The sequence below is a fragment of the Vibrio sp. 2CM40D genome, assembly GCF_023161825.1.
GTDB classification, from domain to species: Bacteria; Pseudomonadota; Gammaproteobacteria; order Enterobacterales; family Vibrionaceae; genus Vibrio; species Vibrio alginolyticus.
Map to the genome: position 1 here is coordinate 547,425 of NZ_JALNTL010000003.1, position 23,089 is coordinate 570,513.

The window sequence follows — 23,089 nt, forward strand, 5'->3', positions numbered from 1 at the left end:
TTAACTCACAACTAAGACGATCTTTTGTCTCACTAACGAGATCGTCATTCTTGGTGTGTAAAAAACATTCTCATTGGTCATATTGTAACCGAAAACTATTTCGGCATCTAAAGATGGTGATTTATTATTCAGCGCAAAATACATGGGAATATGAGGCTGACTGAATAACCTTCAGTTGTCTTAATAATAAATAATCAGAATTCTCAATTACACTGAAGTAACTACCCATTAGGGAAGAGCAATAATGTCACTATTTCATTCGCTTAGGACGATGCCGCTATTATTGGGGTGTCTGTGTTTTTCTGTTCAGGCATCCACAGAAAAGGTGGAACAGGAAGGTAAGTTTTTACAGTCGTTAGAAGGCATCGAAAATCAAATTTACGCATTACCTCAGAGTTCTTTAGCTTTGATTGAAGCGTTAGAAGAAGAGTCTTTACTACAAAACCAACCAACAGCGCTGTTGGTGCGTTACTGGCTTGCCAAGGCCACGGTTTTAGAGCTGCTAGGGCGCGTAGAAGAGAGTCAGAGTGTCGTTCAAAAAGGATTGGAGCTTGTGCGTCCACAGAGCCATGAGTATCTCCTGTTTAAGTTGATTCAGATGCGAACTATGGTTGGAAAGAGCGATATCGATACCGCGCTTTCTGCGTTGGATAGCTTGTTGGAAACATCGCGTGAGAATGGTGATAAGCAACTTGAATCAGAAATCCTGTTGCTAAAAGGACGCTATTACGATGAGCAAGGTGAGTTTAAAAAATCCTATGCTGCACTTATGTCGTCCATGGATGCGGCTGAATCTTCAGGTGTTCACGGGCTGGTCGAACGTGCAGCACTAGAGCTAGGTGACGTACTTGTCAAAATTCAGGGTTACGACCGATCTGAGGCGCTTTTGGAACAAGCATATCGCTATTTTAGGGATAGGCGTATGTCGTTCAATGAGTTGTTGAGCGTTTTGACGATAGCGAAACTTCATAAAGCACAGTTCCAATACGAAGAGGCGATAGCGTCATATCAGCGAGCGTTAAAGCTGGCTCAAATTATCGGTGATGGACGCTTTAGATTTCGAGTTAACCTTGAACTTGCAGCTTTATATCGCGAGACGAATCAAGAAAAGAAGATGGTTAACCACTTGAAGCTGGCGGAGAATTTACAGTACAGAGAAACGTCTAACGCGTATTTGGCAACATTTAAGTTGTTACAAGCCGAATATATGTTAGAGCAGCAGCAATTTGAAATACTTTTAGCGATGATTGCACCAATGCTGCCGGAGATTATAGAGAGTCGATACGTCAAGCAACAGCAAATGGAGCTACTAAAAGTCGCCGCTATGGCCTATGCGGGAAGCAATGACTTTAAACTAGCATTCGAAACTTACGGTAACTATCACGATAAATTTATCCAATTTAGCAATCAAAGAGAAGTTGAAAATCTTGAGCGCCAGCAGACGTTATTTGAGTTGGAACGACTTGAATATGAGAACGAAGATCTTAACTGGAACAATGTGTTGCAGCGTATGGAGCTAGAAAATAACCGTCGTACTTTTTACTTATTGGGTGAAGCGCTACTTGCGCTCATCGGTGTTCTATTTTTGATGGCGGTAGTATTTCTCGTCGTCAATCGCTCGCGTTTGAGAATGCGTCGCCTCGCAAAGACAGACACATTGACAGGGTTGTTCAATCGCCGTTTTTTAGAGGACTGGTTCACTAAGCCAGTAGAAGTGAGGCGTGAGCGAAAAGAGAAACCGGTACCTCAATCTAAGCAAGAAAAAATACAACACTTTGTTTTTGAGCAAGTCGAGCAAGTTAAGTACGGTTATCTAGCTTTAAATAAATGGGTAGATAGCAAACTCGATAAACAGAAAATGGTGCCAAATAAACCACAATCGGGGCCAGTAACTTTAGCGTTAATCGATGTGGATTATTTCAAGCAGGTAAATGATACCTATGGGCATGTGTTTGGAGATACCGTACTAACTGGCGTTGCCAAAGTGTTGGAGGAAACTGTACGTGAAAACGACATTGTTGCTCGCTTTGGTGGTGAAGAGTTTGTTGTTGTTATGCCCAATACAGACCATGAAAACGCCCTTATTACTGCCGAACGTTTACGTAGCGCTTTATCCCTACATGGCTTTGTTACGGAACAGAAAGAAGAAGTGAGAGTGACCTGTAGTTTTGGAGTCGTTACCACTGAAGATAATGAGATGAGCTTTAAATCACTTTGCGATCAGGCCGATAAATTGCTTTATCAAGCGAAAGCGAACGGACGCAACTGCGTGAAAGGTCGTTCGCTAGCGTAACAGAAATCAAGAGTTCAGGCTCATCGCACGATGAATCTGAACTTATCCCTCCCATTTACTTTGATAGCCAAGTGACTTTGAGATCCTTGCTTCGAATATAAAACGCTGAATCTAACATCTTAAAGTCACTTGGCGATATTACTTAAAAATGGCTTAAGGATATCGAATCGCATATTCATGGCGTTCAACATAACCTCTCTTTTTGCCTCCTTCACCTTCAAAGTGCGAATGCCACTTGTGTCTACAAAACTATAACAAACTAGTGTGTCTATTCTTTGTACAAACAAACCATGTACAGGTGAAATGATTAGTGGTCGATATAAATTTTTTGTGGCACAGATTTTTGTTGTTCAAAAATCAACTCGTTCATCATCGTTTTAAAAATAGAGAAAGAGTTAAGTGTTTGATTTTGTTTTTCTTGTTTGTTTGTTCTTAAACTGAAATCTAGTTATCCCGACAAGTTCTTACCGAGCGATTTTTCGTACACCCTCAACTTTTCATCCTTTTTTACTAACATTTTTCTTTAAAAATAATTTGAGTTCGAATTAATTTTCAGGCATTTTATATTTAACTAACCGTTCAATTAAAAATAACAGGGACGCAAAATGCCAAAGGTGGGGATGCCTGAAATCAGAAAACCGCAGCTTGTGAAAGCGACAATGTCAGTGATTGATAGAGTCGGTTTACACGCGGCGAGTATTTCGTTAATCAGCAAAGAAGCCGGTGTATCAACGGGGATTATCAACCACTATTTCGGTGGTAAGCACGGATTGCTGGAGGAAACGATGCGCGAAATCTTGCGTCAGCTTTCGTCCACTATCACACAGAAGTTACGTGAGCTGCCAAGTGATGCTCATCACCAAAGAATTAACGCCATCATTGATGGTAACTTTGTCGGCTATCAGGCAGAAAACCAAGTTGCTAAGACTTGGCTGGCGTTTTGGTCCTACTCAATGCATGACGAGCAGCTCAAGCGTTTGCAGCGTGTCAACGAACGACGTCTATTGTCCCATCTAAGAAAAGAACTCAAAGCATTATTAAATGCAGAGCAGGCTGAATTGGTTGCTCATGGTATTGCATCACTTATTGATGGAATTTGGCTGCGCGGAACGCTCAACCCGCAAGGCATTGATGCAGAAAGAGCGAGAATCATCATCAACGATTATCTCGAAAAACAACTTACGTTTTATTCTGAAAAAATATAAAAGTTACAGGTCTTCAAAATGGAAATGAAAGCACACTATATCAATGGTGCGATGTACGACGGGTGTTCAGATGAACACTTCACCACTTACAATCCGGCGAATGGTGAGCCATTGGCCAACATTAAACAAGCGAACCAAGACGATCTTCAAGCAGCGATTGAATCGGCAAAGAAAGGTTTTGCTGCATGGTCGGCGATGACTGCGATTGAGCGCAGCCGTATTTTACACAAAGCCGTTGCCATTTTACGTGAGCGTAATGACGAGCTGGCTGCATTGGAAGTGGCAGATACTGGTAAGCCAATTCAAGAAGCTATCGCGGTTGATGTCACAACAGGTGCCGATGTTCTTGAGTACTACGCTGGCCTTGCTCTAAGTCTACAAGGTGAACAGCAGCCGCTCAGCGACGATCAGTTTTTCTATACACGTCGTGAGCCATTGGGCATTTGCGCGGGTATTGGCGCTTGGAATTATCCAATTCAAATTGCGATGTGGAAATCGGCGCCAGCACTGGCTGCGGGCAACGCAATGATCTTCAAGCCATCAGAAGAAACACCATTAACGGCGCTTAAGCTCGCCGAAATTTATTCAGAAGCGGGCATGCCAGATGGCGTATTTAATGTCGTGCAAGGGGATTACCGAGTAGGACAGATGCTAACGGCGCATCCTGATATCGCAAAAGTGTCATTCACGGGTGAGTCAGGCACCGGTAAAGTCGTAATGAGTGACAGCGCTAAGACACTAAAACAAGTAACGATGGAGCTTGGTGGTAAGTCTCCACTGATTATTTTTGATGATGCGAAGTTAAACGATGCCGTTTCTGCGGCCATGGTGGCGAACTTCTACACCCAAGGTGAAGTTTGTACGCACGGTACACGCGTATTTGTCCATGAAGGTATTTATGACGACTTTATCACACAACTTAAAGCCCGAACCGAGCTGTTAGTCGTCGGCGATCCGCTTGATGAGAACACGCAGATTGGCGCGCTAATCTCTAAAGATCATGAATCGAAAGTTTTAGGAGCGATTGAAGCCGCGAAAGCGAGTGGCGCGACGTTACTGACTGGCGGCTACAAAGTAACAGACAATGGCCTAGCCAATGGTAACTTTGTTGCTCCAACCGTATTTGTCGATTGCGATGATGACATGAGCCACGTTCAACAAGAAATCTTTGGCCCGGTAATGTCAGTTCTGAAATTCCGCGATGAGTCGGAAGTGATTGCGCGTGCAAATGGCACCGATTATGGCTTAGCGGCAGGTGTATTTACTCAAAACCTATCTCGTGCGCACCGTGTGATCCATCAAATTCAAGCGGGTATTTGTTGGGTGAACACATGGGGTGACTCACCTGCGGAAATGCCAGTTGGCGGCTACAAGCAATCAGGTGTTGGCCGTGAAAACGGAGTCGAAACCCTTAAACATTACACACAAACGAAGAGTGTTCTGGTTCAGCTAAGCGACTTCGAAAGCCCTTACAAATGATACTACTCATAGTAGATAACTGACCACTTTAGCTTGTTAAAATGCTCGATAACTATGTTGTCAATTTTGATTGTAGGTTAACTACTTATCAAAATTTCCGCCTTGTTCTCAAGCATTTTTCCTACGCTAATTTCGTTCACTTATCTAGGGTGATTAGTATTAACTCCTAGGAGATTAAAAATGCAACAACACTACGATTACATCATCGTCGGTGCGGGTTCGGCCGGCTGTGTGTTAGCGGATCGCTTAAGTGAAAGTGGTCAAAATTCGGTCCTATTACTCGAAGCGGGTGGGTCGGATAAAAGTATTTTTATCCAAATGCCAACAGCGCTTTCTTACCCGATGAACACTGAAAAATACGCGTGGCAGTTTGAGACGGTTGAAGAGCAAGGGTTGGATGGTCGCCAACTTCATTGTCCTCGCGGAAAAGTTCTGGGCGGTAGCTCATCTATCAACGGCATGGTTTACGTTCGCGGACACGCTTGTGACTTTGACCAGTGGGAAGAGGAAGGCGCGAAAGGCTGGAATTATCAGTCGTGTTTGCCTTATTTCCGTAAAGCAGAGTCTTGGATTGGTGGTGCTGATGAATATCGGGGCGATCACGGTCCAGTCGGCACATGTAACGGCAACGATATGAAGCTCAATCCACTGTACCAAGCTTTTATTGATGCAGGCAAAGAAGCTGGCTACCCAGAAACAAAAGATTACAACGGTTATCAGCAAGAGGGCTTTGGCCCAATGCATATGACCGTCGACAAAGGCGTACGCGCTTCGACCTCTAATGCATACTTAAGCCGCGCTAAAAAACGCAAAAACTTCACCCTAATGAAGAGGGTGACGGTTCATCGAGTTTTATTAGAAGAAACTGGTGCAGAAGGTAAGAAAGCGGTAGGCGTTGAATTTGAAAAGTCAGGTTCAATTCAGCAATGTTTTGCGAATAATGAAGTGATTTCGAGTGCGGGTTCGGTTGGCTCCGTTCAGCTGTTGCAGCTTTCAGGCATTGGCCCTAAGGCAGTATTAGAAAAAGCGGGCATTGAGGTGAAACACTCGTTGGAAGGGGTAGGTAAAAACCTGCAAGATCACTTAGAAGTGTACTTCCAATATCATTGTAAGCAACCTATCACGCTCAACAGCAAATTAGGCTTGGTGAGCAAGGGCTTGATTGGCACTGAGTGGATATTAACTCGCAAAGGCCTAGGGGCTACTAACCACTTTGAATCGTGTGCGTTTATCCGCTCTCGTGAAGGACTAAAGTGGCCAAATATTCAATATCACTTCTTGCCAGCGGCAATGCGCTATGACGGGCAAGCTGCTTTTGATGGTCATGGTTTCCAAGTGCACGTTGGACCTAACAAGCCAGAAAGTCGCGGGTCGGTTGAAGTTGTCTCTGCGAATCCGAATGATAAGCCGAAGATTGAGTTTAACTACATTTCCACTGAACAAGATAAGCAGGATTGGCGTGATTGTATTCGCCTTACTCGCGAGATCCTCAATCAGCCAGCCATGGATGAGTTTCGTGGGGATGAGATCCAACCCGGTCTGAACATCACAACGGATGAACAGATTGATGAATGGGTGAAGCAAAACGTCGAGAGTGCTTACCATCCATCTTGTACCTGCAAAATGGGCGCAGATAATGACCCATTAGCCGTCTTAAATGAGCGATGCCAAGTACGCGGTATTCAAGGCTTGCGTGTGGTGGACTCTTCTATTTTCCCAACCATTCCGAACGGTAATTTAAATGCGCCAACGATTATGGTGGCAGAACGCGCCGCGGATATGATTTTGGATAACGCCCTAGAAACGTCGAACAACGTACCAGTTTGGATTGCACCGGACTGGCAAGAGATGCAACGAATGCATCCGCCAAAAAGAGATCTCGATTCGATCTCATAAAATGAAAAAGTCAGTAATCATTACAAGGAATTCAACATGTCTAAGATGACAAAAATCTTCTCAACAATTGCACTAAGTACTTTAGCAACAGGCGCTTACGCCAACCAATGTGAAACGGTTCGTTTCGCAGATGTAGGTTGGACTGACATCACAGCGACCACTGCCGTTACATCAGAGTTACTTAAAGGGTTGGGGTACAAAACGAAGACCGATCTTCTGTCTGTGCCTGTAACTTACTCCTCTATGGCTAATGGCGATATCGACATTTTCCTAGGTAACTGGATGCCAACGATGGAAGGTGATATCGCGAAATACCGTGATGCAGGTACTGTTGAAACCGTACGCGCGAACCTCGTTGGCGCAAAGTACACGCTAGCGGTTCCAAAATACGTTTATGACGCAGGCGTAACCAACTTCGCTGACCTAGTAAAACATGCCGACAAATTTAAAGACCGCATTTACGGCATTGAACCAGGAAACGATGGCAACCGCTTAATTCAGTCAATGATTGATAGCAACGCATTCGGCCTAAAAGATTTCAGCCTAGTTGAGTCCAGTGAAGCTGGCATGGTGTCTCAAGTATCACGTGCCGCACGCCGCAATCAATGGATTGTGTACCTAGGTTGGGCGCCGCACCCAATGAATAGTAACGTTGAAATGGAATATCTAGCGGGTGGTGATGACTTCTTCGGTCCTAACTACGGCGGCGCGAACGTCTACACAAACGTACGTAAAAATTACCTCGCTGAGTGTCCAAATGTAGGTCAGCTAGTGAAAAATCTAGAGTTTAACCTAGAAATGGAAAATGAACTGATGGAAGCGATTCTTAACCAGAAACAGAAGCCATCAAAAGCAGCGCAAGCATGGTTGAATGCAAACCAAGAGCAAATTGCAGCGTGGCTAGAAGGCGTGAAAACGGTGGATGGCCAAGATGCGCTAACAGCTATTACAAACTACTTAAAAACAAACGCTTAATAAGCAGTATTTGAGCTCGTTTTTTTAAAAGAAAGTGGGCAGTTTTGCCCGCTTCATTAACACAAAGGTTTTATTTTGAATTTTATTACGGACAACAAACTACCGTTGGGCCAATGGATGGAAACTGGCGTCGATTGGTTAACCATCAATGCATCGGGTTTTTTCGATGCAATCTCTATTACACTTGAAACGATCATTCTTTTCGTGGTGGACATTTTTAAATGGATGCCACCTGCAGCGCCAATCATTATGACGGCGGCAATTGCTTGGTTCTTACATCGCAGCATTCCTCTTTTCGTATTTATCGTGTTGGCCTTACTCGCAATTCTCAACCTTGGTTACTGGCAAGAAATGCTGGAAACCTTTGTCCTTGTGTTTGCAGCGACAACGATTTCCGTATTAATTGGCGTGCCGTTGGGCATTATGGCGGCGCACCGTCCTTGGTTATACACCTTGTTGCGGCCAATACTCGATTTAATGCAGACCGTACCGACATTCGTTTACCTAATTCCAACCTTGGTTCTGTTTGGCTTAGGTATTGTCCCTGGTCTAATCTCGACCATCATTTTCGCTATCGCTGCACCCATTCGATTGACGTACCTCGGCATTATTAAAGTGCCGGAGGAGCTACTTGAAGCGGGTAAAGCATTTGGTGCCAGCCGCATGAAGCTACTGTTTAAGGTGGAGTTACCTGCGGCATTGCCAAGTATTATGGCTGGCGTTACGCAGTGCATTATGTTGTCTCTGTCTATGGTAGTCATTGCGGCGCTTGTTGGTGCTGATGGACTTGGTAAACCAGTCGTACGCGCACTGAATACGGTAAACATCTCGCAAGGTTTTGAAGCTGGTTTAGCGATTGTACTCGTTGCCATCATTCTTGATCGCTTGTGTAAAGCACCAAACCAGAAGGAGGCATAATCATGGACGCTATTACTATTAAAAATCTTGATGTCGTTTTTGGTCAGCAACAAGCACAGGCGCTAGCACTACTAGATCAAGGGAAGTCTCGACAAGAAATCATTGATGAAACTGGCCAAGTGGTTGGGGTTGATAATGTTTCGCTGAACGTGAAACAGGGTGAGATCTGTGTCTTGATGGGGCTTTCAGGCTCGGGTAAATCAAGTTTGCTGCGAACGGTTAACGGATTGAACGATATTTCTCGTGGCTCTCTGAAAATTAAAGACGGCGACGACATGGTTGAGCTCTCTAACTGTGACGAACAGAAACTGCGCCACCTTCGTACGCACCGCGTGTCCATGGTGTTTCAGAAGTTTGCATTGATGCCTTGGTTAACGGTGTTAGACAATGTAGCGTTTGGTCTAGAGATGCAAGGCATTGGTAAAGCGGAGCGTCGTAAAAAGGCGCGTGAACAGCTCGAAATGGTCGGTTTATCTGAGTGGGAAACCAAATTCCCGCACGAGCTTTCTGGTGGTATGCAGCAGCGTGTTGGCCTAGCGCGAGCGTTTGCGATGGACACTGATATCTTGTTAATGGATGAACCGTTTTCAGCACTTGATCCATTGATTCGTGCTCAGCTTCAAGATGAATTGATTCTGCTTCAAGAAAAGCTAAACAAAACCATTCTTTTTGTGAGTCACGACTTGGATGAGGCGCTTAAAATCGGCAACAACATCGCCATTATGGAATCAGGAAAGCTGATTCAACATGGCAAGCCAGAACAGATCATTCTTGCTCCAGAAAACGATTATGTGGCGGACTTTGTTGCTCACACTAATCCATTAAATGTGCTGAAGGGACGTTCCTTAATGCGTGACGATTTGGTTCGCGAAGATACGCGTGTTCTGATTTGCCCTGATAAAGATATTTGGGTGATACAAGAGAGCAAGGGGTTAAGTTTAGCGGATAAAGGTAAATCGTTGATTCAATGGAAGAGCGATTCTTCGAACCTTGACGAAGTTAATGAAAACTCTCTGGTTCAGGTTAGTCCAGAAATCAGTATGCGAGAAGCGATTGAACTTAAACAGCGCAGCAATCAGCCTCTGCTTATGGTTGAAGATAATAAGCTGGTTGGTGTGTTAAGCGACAATGAGCTTTACGATGCATTGCTTGGTAATTTTAAGTCAGAGCAAGTTGCGTAAAGTTGACGCAGAACCAAGTAAAAAAGAGCCGCACATTAGTGCGGCTCTTTTTAGTTTGAACAATGATTTAAGTCGCTAAGCTAAGACAATGGTCGACTATAGAGTCGTAATTACGTCATCCATTGCAAGGCGCGCTTTTGGAAGACCATGATTATAATCTTCTCCATCTTTATGGTAGCCAATCGCCAGCGCAACTTCACAAATATGGCCCTCGAGCTCTTCTTTAAACTCTTCTCCAATCAGAGCCGGATCGACACCTTCCATCGGTGTTGAATCAATGCCTAGTCGTGCCAATGTGTGTAGTAGGTTGCCTAGTGCCAAATAGACTTGTGCTTTTGTCCAGTTTCCGTTGAAGCCATTTTCGTCCGTATTTGCATCGGCAAAAGCGTAAGCACCCATAAAGTTGTTGTACATCTCCGCTGGCAAGTGGCCAGATGTTACTTCTGCATCCACACGCTTCGCAAATTTCTCTTTAGTAAATTTAGGATCGTAAGCAAACAGAATCGTATGTGATGCGGCTTTCGCGTGTGGTTGGTTAAACTGATGCATATTTGCAAACGTATTGTGGAAACGTTGCTTCGCTTCATCACTTTCAATAACGATGAATTTCCATGGTTGTGAGTTGATAGAAGACGCCGACAAACGCAGTGCTTCTTTGATTATCGCCATGTCTTCTTGAGAAACGCGCTTGGTTTCATCATATTTTTTTGCAGTGTAACGGTTATTTAGATCGGTAATGATTTGATGGGACACGTTTATATCCTCTTTATGTGATGACAGATGAGGATGCACTAGCATCGACAACCATGCGTACCTCGAATATGGGTTCATGATAATGGATATTTTTTCATTGATAAGAGGGTGTTTATTTAAATCACTTTTTACTTTTTGTTGAAAATCGATGTGAGTTGATCGATTTGAAACTTAAAAGTCCTTATTTGGAAGCTTTTATTTGATATTAAATTAAACTCATATTGAGGCGTAGGGGAAAGCAACATGAACGTGATTGAAGTTTTTAATGATAGCTATGAACGTTGTACTTCAGATCAGGAGTTTTTCGACTTGTTCTACAAAAATTTATGGTCGAAAAGCGCCAACTTTAGACAGAAGTTTGACGGTATAGACATGCACCAACAAGTGAGAATGCTTAGAGGGTCTATCGTGTTTTTTATGATGGCAGATACCTCGACCGAAGCGCACAAAATGGTGGAAAAGTATGGGAAAAAGCATGCAAGTGCCGAAATTGGTATAGAGCCGCAGGATTTTGATGTTTGGCTTGAGAGTTTGTTAGAAACGGTTCGACAGTGTGATTCTGGGTACGATGCCGATGTTGAAACCGCTTGGCGAACATGCTTTAAAACGGGCTTAGAAGTAATGAAACAAGAATGTGATAAAGAAGATGGGCACATCCTTAAAGCGAGTACCAAATAAGGAAGTAACGTGAGCGGTCGTTACTTCCTAGGGGCAAAATCTTACTTATCTTGTGTCTCTTTATTCTTTTTCACCGCTTCGGCGATATCACTGACAGCTTCGACAAGATTGATCGGCATTGGAAAAATAATAGTGGATGTTTTGTCTGTAGTGATTTCAGTGAGTGTCTGCATGTAACGTAATTGCAGTGCATTCGGTGCTTCGTTGAGCATTTGCGCTGCTTCTTTTAATTTATTTGAAGCCTCTAACTCACCAGTAGCGTGAATGATCTTCGCCCTACGGTTACGTTCTGCTTCTGCCTGACGGGCTAGGGCTCTGACCATGCTGTCATTTAAATCAACATGTTTGACTTCAACCGTAGCAATCTTGATTCCCCAGTCATCAGTCTGTTGATCGAGAATGGATTGTAAATCCTTATTGAGGCGTTCTCGCTCTGATAGCAATTCATCGAGTTCATGCTGACCCAATACCGAGCGCAGCGTGGTTTGTGCTAGCTGGCTGGTAGCATCGCTGTAGCTTTCAATATTGTTAATCGCCATTTGAGGATCGACTACGCGAAAATAAACGACCGCGTTGACGCGCACAGAAACGTTATCTTTGGTAATTAAATCTTGTGTCGGCACATCCAAAACGACAGTACGTAAATCAACCCTCACCATTTGCTGAATAAATGGGATAAGGATGATCAAACCAGGTCCTTTGACTTCTTGAAATCGACCAAGAAAGAACACAACCCCACGTTCGTATTCTCTCAAAACCTTGAACATTTGGGTCGCTAGTGCGAACAGCAGCACCACGATCACCGCAACGGTATAGAGCATCATAAAGCGCCTCCTATTTATTTTGGCGGTCATCAGGCATCACAGTTAAGGTCAGCCCTTTAACATTAACAATGGTGACGTGATCACCTTGTTTGAATTGTTGATGGTCTTTGGCTTTAGCTCGCCATAACGCACCGTTGAGTTGAACGCGTCCTTCGCCATCGATAAAGTCATCGCTTACCACAGCGACCTTCCCAGGGTAAGTCTCTAAACCCGTCGTTACACGCCGGCGGCGAATTTTGAGCAGCAGGCCGACGGTCAGCACGATTAGAGCTACGGAAAATATGGCAATACCAAAAATCAAAGGAAGGGCGATCTGGAACCCTGGTAACTCACTGTCCATGAGAAATATCGAACCGAGTACAAAGGCGACAACGCCGCCTAACCCCAAAATACCAAAGCTCGGACTGAATGCTTCCGCTATCATTAGTGCAATACCGAGTAACAGCAGACCAAGACCTGCGTAGTTGACAGGCATCATTTGTAGTGCGTACATGGCAAGAAGCAGACAAATCCCACCTAGCACACCGGGTAAGCCAATTCCTGGGTTGTAAAATTCAAGAAGTAAACCGTAGATGCCGATGAGCATTAGAATGTAGGCAACGTTTGGATTGGTGATAACGGCTAACATTTCTGCTCGCCAATCTGGCGTTCTTTCAACCCATGTTGGATTTTCAAGTGACAATGTCACAGTGCGATTGTTTACTTTAACAGTTTGCCCATCTATGGCTTTGACTAAGTCCTCTGGCGAATTGGCGATGTAATCGATCACGTTTAATTCTAATGCTTCTGTTGCATCCAAGCTCGCCGCCTCGCTTACTGCTTTCTCTGCCCATTCTGCATTTCGTCCATGAAGTTTTGCTAAGCCTTTAATGTAGGCTTTGGCGTCGTTAATTACCTTTTTCTCCATTGCGGTTTTAGCGGGAACTTTTTCTGAGCTTTCGTTGGTTCCTTCTGGCGTTTCTTCCGCGTTTTGATCTTTGCCATCATCCGATGAAGGAGGTTGAGGCGCACCACCTAACGCGACGGGCGTTGCAGCTCCGAGGTTTGTCGCTTCAGCCATGGCGGCTACGTGACTAGCGAGCAAGATGTATGTTCCGGCACTGGCGGCTCTAGAACCAGATGGGCCGACCCAAGTCGCAATGGGAGTCGAGGAGGTGGTAATCGCGTGAATAATATCTCGCATTGCGCTATCTAAGCCGCCTGGTGTGTCCATCTCTAAGATCACTAAACTGACACCGTTTAGTTGAGCTTCTTCTATTTCACGAGATAAATAGTCGCTAGTAGCAGGCCCTATAGCGCCTTTGACAGGAACAATCCAAACGGTATTCGCCAGTGCTTGACTGGCAATCAAGAGTAAAGGTAAGAACCATATCCATAGTCGTTTCATGCAGTCCTCCTTGTGTGGTCACAGGGACTTTTTGAAATCCTAATTCAAGTATATCCAAATAACTTAGAGATGCTTGAGTATAGGTTCTAATGAATAAGTTGCCGAGGCTAATTAGGAGACTACTTTTTTATATATAAACGCTGTGTGAGATAGTAAACTAAAGCAAATTATTGGTAATTGTGATGTTTATGTTTATTGTTCAGCGTTTGATTAAGTTGGCCGTTATCTGTGCCGTTTTCTTTACTATTTTCGATCTGATCTCCTATGGAGAGGTGACTTGGTTTCAACGGTTTTTGGCTTTTCTACACTAAACTCAGATTTCAATACGTTAGCTACTCATAAGGCGATAGGTTTCTTCCTATTCGCCTTATTACTCCCTCTTCAACCAAAGCCTTAAACAAAGCAATACTTAACTCGTTTTTTCAACTTCCTGTCGGTGGAAAAAACGCCAAAATGCAACTAAATTCATATCAATGACAAGTTTAAGGTATGTAGTTGATGAGGCAATTCAGCGCAATCGCACTAGCTGTTGTAACACTCATTTTGAGCCAAACAACAACCGCAAGAAACGCGAAGATGTTAGGTGATATCTCCCTAGTTCAGCCCATACAGGGTGATCCTAATGTGGATATTAAGCTAGCGAGAATTGGCTGGCATCTCTTCCGCGATCCTCAATTATCGTCAAATGGTAATGTCAGCTGTGCGACATGCCACAATCTGCAAACCAATGGCGCTGAAAATACACCTGTCTCTACGGGGGTGAAAGGTGATGGAATTAGAAATTCTATAACAGTGTTTAATGCAGCGTTAAATTATCGTTTTTTATGGGATGGTACGGAAAACACCTTGATGGCTCAGATTGATGGTCCAATCCATAATCCAATGGAAATGGACTCAAACTGGCAAACAATAGAGCAATATGTAAAAGAGAGTGAACATTATCAAGCTCTATTTAATCGTGACGGTGAATTGCCGATTAACGTTCATAATATCAAGTCCGCTATTGTGGAGTTTGTTGAAGCGCTGCAGACGCCTGGCGCACCATTCGATGCTTACTTATTGGGTTACACGCATGTACTGAGTGAACAGCAAATCAGAGGTTGGAAAACATTTCAGACTTCAGGTTGTGTGCAGTGTCATCAGGGCAAAAATATCGGCGGAGCGATGATCCAAAGGTTCGCCTATTTCAAGGATAAGCCAGTAGTAGAGGACTCGGGCAGGCAACTCGTTACGATAGAAGATGAAGAGCGATTCTATTTTAGAGTAGCCAGTTTACGCAATGTCGCGCTAACGAGTCCTTATTTTCATAATGGGCAAGTCGATAAGTTATCCGACGCGATACAAATCATGGCTAAAACCCAGCTCGGTATAACGATGAACGATGAGAATGTCGCGGACATTGAAGCATTCTTGCAGTCGTTGACAGCACCTAGACCCATAATTTTAGAGGTGTTGGAAAATGAATAAATTCAAACTGATCAACTTTTGCTTTTTTATTGGGATACTGACGTGCTGCACACTGGCGTATATGTCGTATATGAATTCAAAAAACGCTCAAGAATTTCATGCAGGGCTAATGAATATCGGACATGAGTTGATTGAAGAGCGTGATGTTATCGTGAACCGATATGCCGTTGAAGATAGGAAAAACTATGAGTTAACAACATCTTTAGTAGAGATAGAAATCGCAGCACAGGCACTGTTGGAATCATCAAAGGCATCAGTTTGGTTTCCCGTGACACCCAATCGTATAAAAGTTAGGGATACGCTTGAACAGTTTAAGGAGCGAGTGCTTCAAACAACGTTGAAGCTTGATATGTTAATTGGTGTTCAGGTAGAAAATCGGTATGCATTACTCATGTTGTTCAATTTATATCAGCAAGAGGTTTCTATCGAGAGCGGTCAATCATTGGGTGGCAGTCGTTATTTTGAATTTCTCAACCAGTTGCTTCTAACACAAACTGAAGTTGAGAGTGAAAAAGAAGCGAACTTCCTTAAACGGCTTCAAACGAGTGATAAAAGAATTGAATTGCTGACGAATGAACTGCTTGATCACACTTATATTGAGTTTGTCGAAAGCTCAGAGCATCGGTTACTCAATATTGCTCAAAGTGAGGCGCGTTTTACGTGGTTGTTTGTATTTATCGCGGTGATGTTTCTAGTTAGTGCGTTTGTTTATCAGTCACATCACCGAATGCATAACTTAAAACAGTTGAATCTTGAAATTGAAGAGGCGAGAAACAAAGCCGAGCGAGCGGCAAAAGCGAAATCAAATTTTCTTGCTGCAATGAGTCACGAACTAAGAACGCCGATGAATGGCGTACTAGGGCTTTCTCAAATGATTGCAGAAGAGACCAAAGAGCCGACGACGAAAGAGCACATTAGGGTTATTCTTGACTCTGGCCAGCATCTGATGACTATCCTCAACGATATTTTGGATTTTTCTAAAGTTGAAGAAAACAAACTGGAATTTGAGCAAGCTAAGTTTAAGCTCGATCAAGTGCTTTCTCCGGTGTGTAGCGCAATAAAACCACTTGTTGATGAAAAAAATATCGAGCTAATCTTGGAAAACGAGGTTTCTGAATATACTGAATTTACTGGGGATTGTGCGCGTTTACGACAGATCTTATTTAATCTCGCCGGTAACGCGGTGAAGTTTACCAATGAAGGGCATGTGCTGGTTAGAACCGAGTTAGATGAATCGAATCAGTTGTTGGTCATGTGCGTGAGCGACACCGGTATTGGTATTGCGCCAGACAAGCACGAGCATATTTTTAACTCGTTTGAGCAAGCAGACTCATCAACGACTCGAAGGTTCGGCGGAACAGGGCTTGGGTTAGCCATCGTCAAAAAACTAACCGATTTGATGGGTGGCCATATTACTCTGAAGAGTATAGAAGGCGTTGGAAGTCAATTTATCGTTGAGTTGCCGATTCCTTGGGTAGAATCTGCTCCGAAAAAGCAGCAAGAAGCACCGAAACCTCGCGCAAAATCACACCATTTAAAGATACTACTTGCTGATGATAACCGTGTGAATGCCATTGTGGCAAAAGGGTTTTGCGAAAAGCTTGGGCATGAAGTGGATGTTGCAGAAAATGGATTAATCGCGGTTAAAAAGGCGAAAGATAACGAGTACGACCTGATCTTGATGGACAACCACATGCCCGAGATGAATGGTGTTGAGGCGACACGCGTTATCCGACAAGAGTTAGGTATCAAGACATTACTCTTTGCGTACACGGCAGACGTATTTCGTGAAGCTCACGATAGCTTTATTGAAGCAGGAGCAGACCATGTGCTTACAAAACCGCTACAGCATGAGAGCTTTTCAGACGCTCTCAAACAGTTTGCAGCCAGACTCGAACCGAAACGGAATCCGCCACTAACGAATGACAGCAATGTGCTTCAGTTGCAACGTAAGCCAATTGAGAACTTAAGGTTAACAGAGGAAGAACTCTCCCACTCAGGCATGTTTGCTTCTTTACGAGATGAGCCAGAAGCGCTCGACGAGCTGCTAAAAAGCATTATTGTCGATTTTGAGACATCTGTTGATGAGCTTATTGAATACTTTATGGCTGAAGACTTTGCTTCATTAGAGCTGACGTTGCACAAAACGAAAGGGATGGCACTGAACCTAAGTTTACCTATTTTGGCGAGCCAAACGGAGGCCCTGGAAACTCAACTTAAAGCCAACCAAAGTCCCGAGATTGAGCAGTTGCAGATGCTGATCAATCGGTTACAGGTCAACATCCATCAGTCTCATAGACTTTTGGATGATATCCAGAAGAACAATGCCGATCCTCAACAGATTTTATAGTCCCTGTGAGTGCGATGCTTTCCTTAACTCATTTTGTTGTGGTTTACTGTGGCAAGGACGGATAGTGTTGATTCGTCGTCGGAAAATCAGGGAGTTAGAATGAGTAAGCATTCCGCTTTAATCAAATGGCATCGTAAAGCTGGCGAAGAGTTTAGTGATAATAAGTATAGTAGGGCACACATTTGGCAATTTGATGGAGGGTTGCAAGTCCCAGCATCTCCATCTCCCCACGTAGTACCATTACCACTATCCGTAGAAGAAAATGTTGATCCAGAAGAAGCGTTTGTCGCGGCACTTTCTAGTTGTCATATGCTCGTTTTCCTGTCTATTGCAGCAAAGCGACGTTATGTTGTGGACAGTTACTTCGATGAAGCGGTAGGGGAGCTTGAAAAAGGCGAAAACGGAAAAGAGTGGGTATCAAAGGTAACGTTAAACCCTAAGATAACATTTTCAGGTGAAAAACAACCGACACCATCTCAATTAGAAAAACTGCACCACATGGCCCATGAGAATTGCTTTATCGCCAACTCCGTTAAAACAGAAGTGACAACGCTTATTGCGAATTAAGTGGAGCTCTTTATCAAAAAGCGCGGCCTATTGCGGAGTTATATTAAGCCAGCAGTCATCCTGCTGGCTCGTTCATCTAGACGACACCTTGCTCAATCATTGCATCAGCGACTTTTCTAAAGCCTGCAATGTTGGCGCCTAAAACTAAATTTCCAGGTTGGCCAAACTCTTTACTGGTTTCGTTTGCATTGATGAAAATATTTTTCATGATGGTTTGCAACTGACTATCCACTTGTTCAAACGTCCAGTTTTGCATGCTGGCGTTTTGCGCCATTTCAAGTTGACTGGTTGCAACGCCGCCTGCATTGGCTGCTTTTGCAGGCCCATAAGCTATGTCCGAGTCCACGATAATATTGGCAGCATCACGGGTGGTTGGCATGTTCGCCCCTTCACTAATCAAAATACATCCGTTTTCGATAAGAGCCAGTGCGTCGTCTGACGTTAATTCATTTTGAGTCGCACAAGGGAAGGCAGCATCAGCCTGATATCGCCAAACAGCATGTCCTTCATTAGGATAGTCGCCCTCTGGTGTGTATTCTGCTTCAGGGTAAGTTTCTAAATATTCTTCTAAGCTTGCTCTTTTCACTTCTTTCAGTTGTTTTAGGAGCTTAAGATCAATACCGTGCTCATGATAGATCGTACCTCGAGAGTCGCTGCATGTAACTGGCGTTGCTCCCATATGGTACAGTTTTTCAATGGCGTGGATAGCCACGTTGCCAGCACCAGAAACGAGACAAGTTTTCCCTTTCAATGAATCGTTGCGGTCGTTGAGCATGCACTCTGCAAAATAGACGGCGCCATATCCTGTCGCTTCTTTTCTGGCGAGTGAGCCACCCCAAAGCAGACTCTTGCCTGTAAGCACACCTTCGTAGCGGCCCGTCAATCGTTTGTATTGACCAAACATATAGCCAATTTCGCGCGCCCCGACACCGATATCGCCTGCGGGCACATCGGTGGTAGGACCGATGTGACGGTACAACTCGTTCATAAATGATTGGCAAAATCGCATGATCTCGCCGTCGGATTTTCCTTTAGGATCGAAGTTTGAACCGCCTTTGCCGCCACCGATAGGAAGGCCAGTCAGTGCGTTTTTAAAAATTTGCTCAAAGCCGAGAAATTTTATGATGCTCGCATTGACTGAGTGATGGAATCTCAATCCTCCTTTGTACGGCCCCAAAGCAGAGTTGAATTCAACTCGATAACCTTTGTTTACTTGTACATTTCCAGCATCATCAACCCAAGGAACTCGAAACATGATTTGACGTTCTGGCTCGACGATCCTCTGGATAATCGCTTGTTCCTTATATTTATTATTGCCTTCTATTACCGGCGCGAGAGAAGTTAATACTTCTTCTACCGCTTGGTAAAATTCTTTTTGCGCAGGGCTACTGTGTTGCAACGCAACAATAGTATCGTGTATGTATGACATAGATTTCTTCCTTGATGTGAATAAGCAATCAGTTTATATGAATGTATTTCCATTAAATAGTGATTTTGACCAAGATTCAATGGTTGTAGTGGTCTTTCCTGCGGATGAGAATGTGCAGCTTCTAACCCAGGCTGTGTTGGTTGAGATAGGTAGGGCTAGCTAAGTAAGCGGGTGGTTGAGTGATCAGTTTCACATATAACAAGCAGAAATCACTTTAGTCGATGTTGTTGTGCAGTTACGCAAATTGTTTATGTTAACGTCATGTTAAAGTTTGTGTGTGTGATAACTTGTGAAAAGACAACTATATGGATGAGCTTAAGGTTCTGAACTCGTTTATTCAGCAGAATGGCCTACCAGCGTTTGGCCACCTTGATGGAATTCCAACATCGTTACAGCTAGATAAATTTACCTACCTCGATGAGATGGATAAGCCGGTATCTAAGTGGCGCCGTTACCGCGATTATAAGCAGTTTCAGTTCGTCAATTTGGTCACACCTAATTACGTCATTGGAGTAGCGATTGCTGATATACGGTATTTAGCATCCGGCTTTTGCTACCTGTTTGATATTAAAAAGAATAAGTTGATTGAGCAACAATGGTTGAAACCTTTTAATATAGGTTATCAAACTCAGCCTTCCAGTTGGTGCAGTCTTGCCCATCTTGCTAACAAAAGAGTTCAGTTTTCTATTAAGGATGGTATTTGGCACGTCCACTTTGTGACAGAGTCAGTCAATGCGGATCTCTATTTACGTCCAGAAAATATGAGTTTGCCATTAATGTTGTGTACGCCAACAGGATATGCGGGTTGGACATATACTCAGAAGCACAATGCGTTAGCAGTAGACGGTAACTTGTTCATATTAGGAAAAGAGCAAGATCTTTCAGAGGTGGCTGCTGGTTACGATTTTTCCGCTGGGTACATGCGGCGAGAAACAAGTTGGCGCTGGGCGAGTATCAATTGCTTTGAGGATGACAGGCGTCTGGGGTTGAACTTGGCAGCTGGCGTTAATGAAACTGGCTATTGCGAAAATGTATTGTGGATTAATGGTCAGCGTCACTTTTTGCAACCTGTGCAGTTTCAGTTTTCACGAAGTGATGAAGGGCAAAAGTGGCATATTACGTCTGAAGATAAACGAGTTAACTTACAGTTCACGCCTTTGAATCGACGCTCAGAGAAGAAAAATTTTTGGCTTCTCAAAAGTAACTTTCGTCAGTACATCGGTTATTTCTCTGGCTATATTATCGATGGAAATGGCATCAAACATCAGTTAGAAGAAGTTATGGGTCTTACTGAAGATCACTATGCAAAATGGTAGAAACACAATGGATTGGACGCAGTTGATGGACCGCCCAGAATTACTTCTGATGATTCTGGCTCCAGTTTTCTTTTTCTGCATGCTTGCCGAATATTGGTTCGGACAAAGAAGAGGACGCTTGCCTGAAAGCGCGACGTATTACTTCCCTGAAGTAGCGTGTAATTTTGTTCTTGCGGGCTTACACCAAGCGACAGACATACTCACGGGTTTACTGATTGCTCAGTTGTATTTGTGGTGGTTTGATTGGCGTTTGTTTGATATCGAAATGAGCGTCTCAGCTTTTCTTTTACTTGTTGTCCTGCAAGATTTTTTCTATTACTGGTTTCATCGGGCTAGCCATCGTATTCGTTGGATGTGGGCCGCGCACGTTGTTCATCACAGTTCGGAAAGAATGAACTTCAGTACCGCCTTTCGTCAAAGTTTAATGTATCCGCTAGCGGGGATGTGGATTTTTTGGTTGCCCTTGGTGATTATTGGTTTTGAGCCAAAATGGGTTGTCTTCGTTGTGTTGTTTAATCTGGGCTTACAGTTTTTTGTTCACACCCAATCAATTCGTTCGCTCGGGCCACTAGAGTGGGTATTTAACACGCCGTCTCACCATCGCGTTCATCATGGTGTGAACCGTCAGTACATCGACAAAAATTATGCGGGTGTATTAATTATTTGGGATCGAATGTTCGGAACGTTTGAACCAGAGGTGGAAACGGTTCGGTATGGGGTTTCTAAACCTGTAAACAGCTTTAATCCCATCCGCGTGACGTTTGCAGAATGGAAAGACATGTTTTATGACGTAACTCGACCAAACTTATCATGGAAACAACGCTGCCGCCGTTTGTTCGCTCCGCCATCGGATTTTTATGAGTAAATTGAGATAAAGAGATTGGAGCGGGCAGCGGGAATCGAACCCGCATCATCAGCTTGGAAGGCTGAGGTAATAGCCATTATACGATGCCCGCGCATCGATAGGACTCAGTTAATATGCCACACTGGACGAAAAAGAAAAGTCTTTTCTCATCAAATGTTTGTCAGTTGCCTAAAAAAGTAGCGGACTGATGTTAAAGTGTTCATTGTCTCTGGTTTTTTGTGGCACTCGCGATTCCGCTACTAAGCCTAGGGGCTTCCAATTAGGTCGTAAACACCGAATTCTTAGGTGTTTAGATGTTGATGATATTCAAGATTTTCTGTGTAAAGGTTAATCTCGTTTATTGAACAGTCACGTTTCATGGTCAAGACTAGATATTGAAATGATTACTTTTTACTGTTGATGCGTATGTATAACACAGGGTAATTCTGCTGAAACAGTCAGCTTAACCAAAGGAGATTTAACATGATGAGAGGTTTGATATTAGGGCTGGTGGTGATGCTGGTATCTGCTTGTACTACCGTTACAACCGATGTAGATAAACAAGCCGACTTTTCAGCTTACAGAACGTTTGACTTCGGTGCTCAGGCGGAAGCTCCTACCAGTATTGATGGTCGACGTATTGAGCAAGGGCTTGCTGAACAGCTTGAGGGTAAGGGTTTAATTAGGGTAAATAGTGGCGGTGACCTTTACGTACATCATGATATCGTAGAAGAATCCGAGCTTGTTTCCTCAGGATCGTCGGTGAGCTTTGGCTATGGCTGGAATAGCTTTGGTGTGATCACTTCAAGCCCAGAAAGATATAAAGAACGTAAGTATGGGAAGTTGGTGGTTGAACTGGTTGATGCAAAGGCTAATCAAGTCGTTTGGAAAGGCGTTTCAAGTCGTAAACTGTCTGAGTCAATGAGCTCTGAGAAAAGAGAATCTCTCATCCAAGAAGAAATCGCGAAGATGTTTGAAAGCTACCCTTACGCTGAAAAATAATTAGTATTCTTAACGATTAAGAATACTAATTGCCAATAGTTACGCACAGGGTTAAAAGAACTTATCATTTTGGTTCTGGTTACCTTTGTGCGTACGACTCTGATTGCTTTACTCGGACTACTTTTCTGCTTGTTGGCTCCGAGCATGAGCCTGCCGTACTCACACCCAAATTTTCTTTCCTTTCATAACCAGAATATTGCTGTTGACGCTAAGTCGAAGCACTTTTCAGAACATCCTATCTCTCCAGTACAACAAGACTATCCGAGCTTAAACAGCCGGAATAGATTGAGGGTTAGCCATGCTAAGGAAATGAGCTCGAACGACGATGTAGAACCCGAATGGTTTGAAATGCTTGATGTAGCATGGTGGGCGCATCGTTCGGCAATTTACTCGATGAAGCGGCTAAAACGCATCGGCAATGAGGCTTTAGGTTGTTGTATTGAAAGTATTTTTACTCACTTTAAATACAGAATCGGAGTGAGAAAAGAATCGAATTTCATATACCGCTTTATACATGCTCGCTAA

Annotated in this window: 19 protein-coding genes and 1 tRNA gene; 15 read left to right on the forward strand and 5 right to left on the reverse strand. The window is 43.6% G+C overall.

Annotated elements, in window-relative coordinates:
- Window positions 1-244 precede the first annotated feature (244 nt).
- From MTF70_RS08970 to choV, 7 genes are all read left to right on the forward strand, one after another.
- Window positions 245-2,293, forward strand: coding sequence for a tetratricopeptide repeat-containing diguanylate cyclase (locus MTF70_RS08970; protein WP_205461063.1), 2,049 nt, complete (start codon window positions 245-247; stop codon window positions 2,291-2,293).
- A 605-nt stretch (window positions 2,294-2,898) separates the two neighbouring features.
- Window positions 2,899-3,498 (forward strand): transcriptional regulator BetI, encoded by a 600-nt coding sequence (betI, locus tag MTF70_RS08975; protein WP_017820329.1) that lies wholly within the window; start codon window positions 2,899-2,901, stop codon window positions 3,496-3,498.
- A gap of 18 nt (window positions 3,499-3,516) precedes the next feature.
- Window positions 3,517-4,977 (forward strand): betaine-aldehyde dehydrogenase, encoded by a 1,461-nt coding sequence (gene betB, locus MTF70_RS08980; RefSeq protein ID WP_042523598.1) that lies wholly within the window; start codon window positions 3,517-3,519, stop codon window positions 4,975-4,977.
- Window positions 4,978-5,157: 180 nt separating this feature from the next.
- Window positions 5,158-6,873: a choline dehydrogenase gene (gene betA / locus MTF70_RS08985; RefSeq protein WP_005373209.1), complete on the forward strand. Its 1,716-nt coding sequence runs from the start codon at window positions 5,158-5,160 to the stop codon at window positions 6,871-6,873.
- A gap of 36 nt (window positions 6,874-6,909) precedes the next feature.
- The gene (locus tag MTF70_RS08990) at window positions 6,910-7,848 is read left to right on the forward strand and encodes a choline ABC transporter substrate-binding protein (protein WP_017820327.1); all 939 of its coding nucleotides are present in this window, start codon (window positions 6,910-6,912) and stop codon (window positions 7,846-7,848) included.
- Window positions 7,849-7,923: 75 nt separating this feature from the next.
- Window positions 7,924-8,766, forward strand: coding sequence for a choline ABC transporter permease subunit (gene choW, locus MTF70_RS08995; RefSeq protein WP_248393934.1), 843 nt, complete (start codon window positions 7,924-7,926; stop codon window positions 8,764-8,766).
- Window positions 8,767-8,768: 2 nt separating this feature from the next.
- On the forward strand, window positions 8,769-9,947 hold the full coding sequence (gene choV, locus MTF70_RS09000; protein WP_017633664.1) for a choline ABC transporter ATP-binding protein: 1,179 nt from the start codon (window positions 8,769-8,771) through the stop codon (window positions 9,945-9,947).
- A gap of 96 nt (window positions 9,948-10,043) precedes the next feature.
- Here choV and MTF70_RS09005 read toward each other — a convergent pair whose 3' ends face one another.
- Window positions 10,044-10,700, reverse strand: a complete 657-nt coding sequence (locus tag MTF70_RS09005) for an NAD(P)H-dependent oxidoreductase (protein ID WP_042523604.1) — start codon at window positions 10,698-10,700, stop codon at window positions 10,044-10,046.
- 243 nt (window positions 10,701-10,943) lie between these two features.
- On the opposite strand from MTF70_RS09005, the gene MTF70_RS09010 reads away from it, so the two are divergent.
- The gene (locus MTF70_RS09010; RefSeq protein ID WP_031780773.1) at window positions 10,944-11,378 is read left to right on the forward strand and encodes a globin; all 435 of its coding nucleotides are present in this window, start codon (window positions 10,944-10,946) and stop codon (window positions 11,376-11,378) included.
- A gap of 41 nt (window positions 11,379-11,419) precedes the next feature.
- On the opposite strand, the gene MTF70_RS09015 is transcribed toward MTF70_RS09010, so the two are convergent.
- On the reverse strand, window positions 11,420-12,202 hold the full coding sequence (locus tag MTF70_RS09015; RefSeq protein WP_005373196.1) for a slipin family protein: 783 nt from the start codon (window positions 12,200-12,202) through the stop codon (window positions 11,420-11,422).
- 10 nt (window positions 12,203-12,212) lie between these two features.
- Entirely contained in the window at window positions 12,213-13,589 is a 1,377-nt protein-coding gene (locus MTF70_RS09020; protein WP_042523608.1) for a nodulation protein NfeD, read from the reverse strand.
- Window positions 13,590-14,087: 498 nt separating this feature from the next.
- On the opposite strand from MTF70_RS09020, the gene MTF70_RS09025 reads away from it, so the two are divergent.
- From MTF70_RS09025 to MTF70_RS09035, 3 genes are all read left to right on the forward strand, one after another.
- A complete protein-coding gene (locus tag MTF70_RS09025) occupies window positions 14,088-15,056 on the forward strand; it encodes a cytochrome c peroxidase (RefSeq protein ID WP_042523609.1) in 969 nt (322 codons plus the stop codon).
- Complete coding sequence (locus tag MTF70_RS09030) at window positions 15,049-17,406, forward strand: ATP-binding protein (protein ID WP_238959067.1); 2,358 nt, start codon at window positions 15,049-15,051, stop codon at window positions 17,404-17,406. Before MTF70_RS09025 ends, MTF70_RS09030 begins: the two co-directional genes overlap by 8 nt.
- A 99-nt stretch (window positions 17,407-17,505) precedes the next feature.
- Window positions 17,506-17,973: an OsmC family protein gene (locus tag MTF70_RS09035; RefSeq protein WP_017820322.1), complete on the forward strand. Its 468-nt coding sequence runs from the start codon at window positions 17,506-17,508 to the stop codon at window positions 17,971-17,973.
- Between the two features lie 76 nt (window positions 17,974-18,049).
- On the opposite strand, the gene gdhA is transcribed toward MTF70_RS09035, so the two are convergent.
- Window positions 18,050-19,402, reverse strand: a complete 1,353-nt coding sequence (gene gdhA / locus MTF70_RS09040; protein WP_205461060.1) for an NADP-specific glutamate dehydrogenase — start codon at window positions 19,400-19,402, stop codon at window positions 18,050-18,052.
- Between the two features lie 305 nt (window positions 19,403-19,707).
- On the opposite strand from gdhA, the gene MTF70_RS09045 reads away from it, so the two are divergent.
- A complete protein-coding gene (locus MTF70_RS09045) occupies window positions 19,708-20,718 on the forward strand; it encodes a DUF2804 domain-containing protein (RefSeq protein ID WP_033906458.1) in 1,011 nt (336 codons plus the stop codon).
- 7 nt (window positions 20,719-20,725) lie between these two features.
- Complete coding sequence (locus MTF70_RS09050) at window positions 20,726-21,583, forward strand: sterol desaturase family protein (RefSeq protein ID WP_005373167.1); 858 nt, start codon at window positions 20,726-20,728, stop codon at window positions 21,581-21,583.
- 16 nt (window positions 21,584-21,599) lie between these two features.
- Here MTF70_RS09050 and MTF70_RS09055 read toward each other — a convergent pair.
- Window positions 21,600-21,674: transfer RNA gene (locus MTF70_RS09055), tRNA-Gly, on the reverse strand.
- A 371-nt stretch (window positions 21,675-22,045) separates the two neighbouring features.
- Here MTF70_RS09055 and MTF70_RS09060 point away from each other — a divergent pair.
- Window positions 22,046-22,564: a DUF4136 domain-containing protein gene (locus MTF70_RS09060; protein WP_042522558.1), complete on the forward strand. Its 519-nt coding sequence runs from the start codon at window positions 22,046-22,048 to the stop codon at window positions 22,562-22,564.
- A gap of 144 nt (window positions 22,565-22,708) precedes the next feature.
- Complete coding sequence (locus tag MTF70_RS09065) at window positions 22,709-23,089, forward strand: hypothetical protein (protein WP_225478221.1); 381 nt, start codon at window positions 22,709-22,711, stop codon at window positions 23,087-23,089.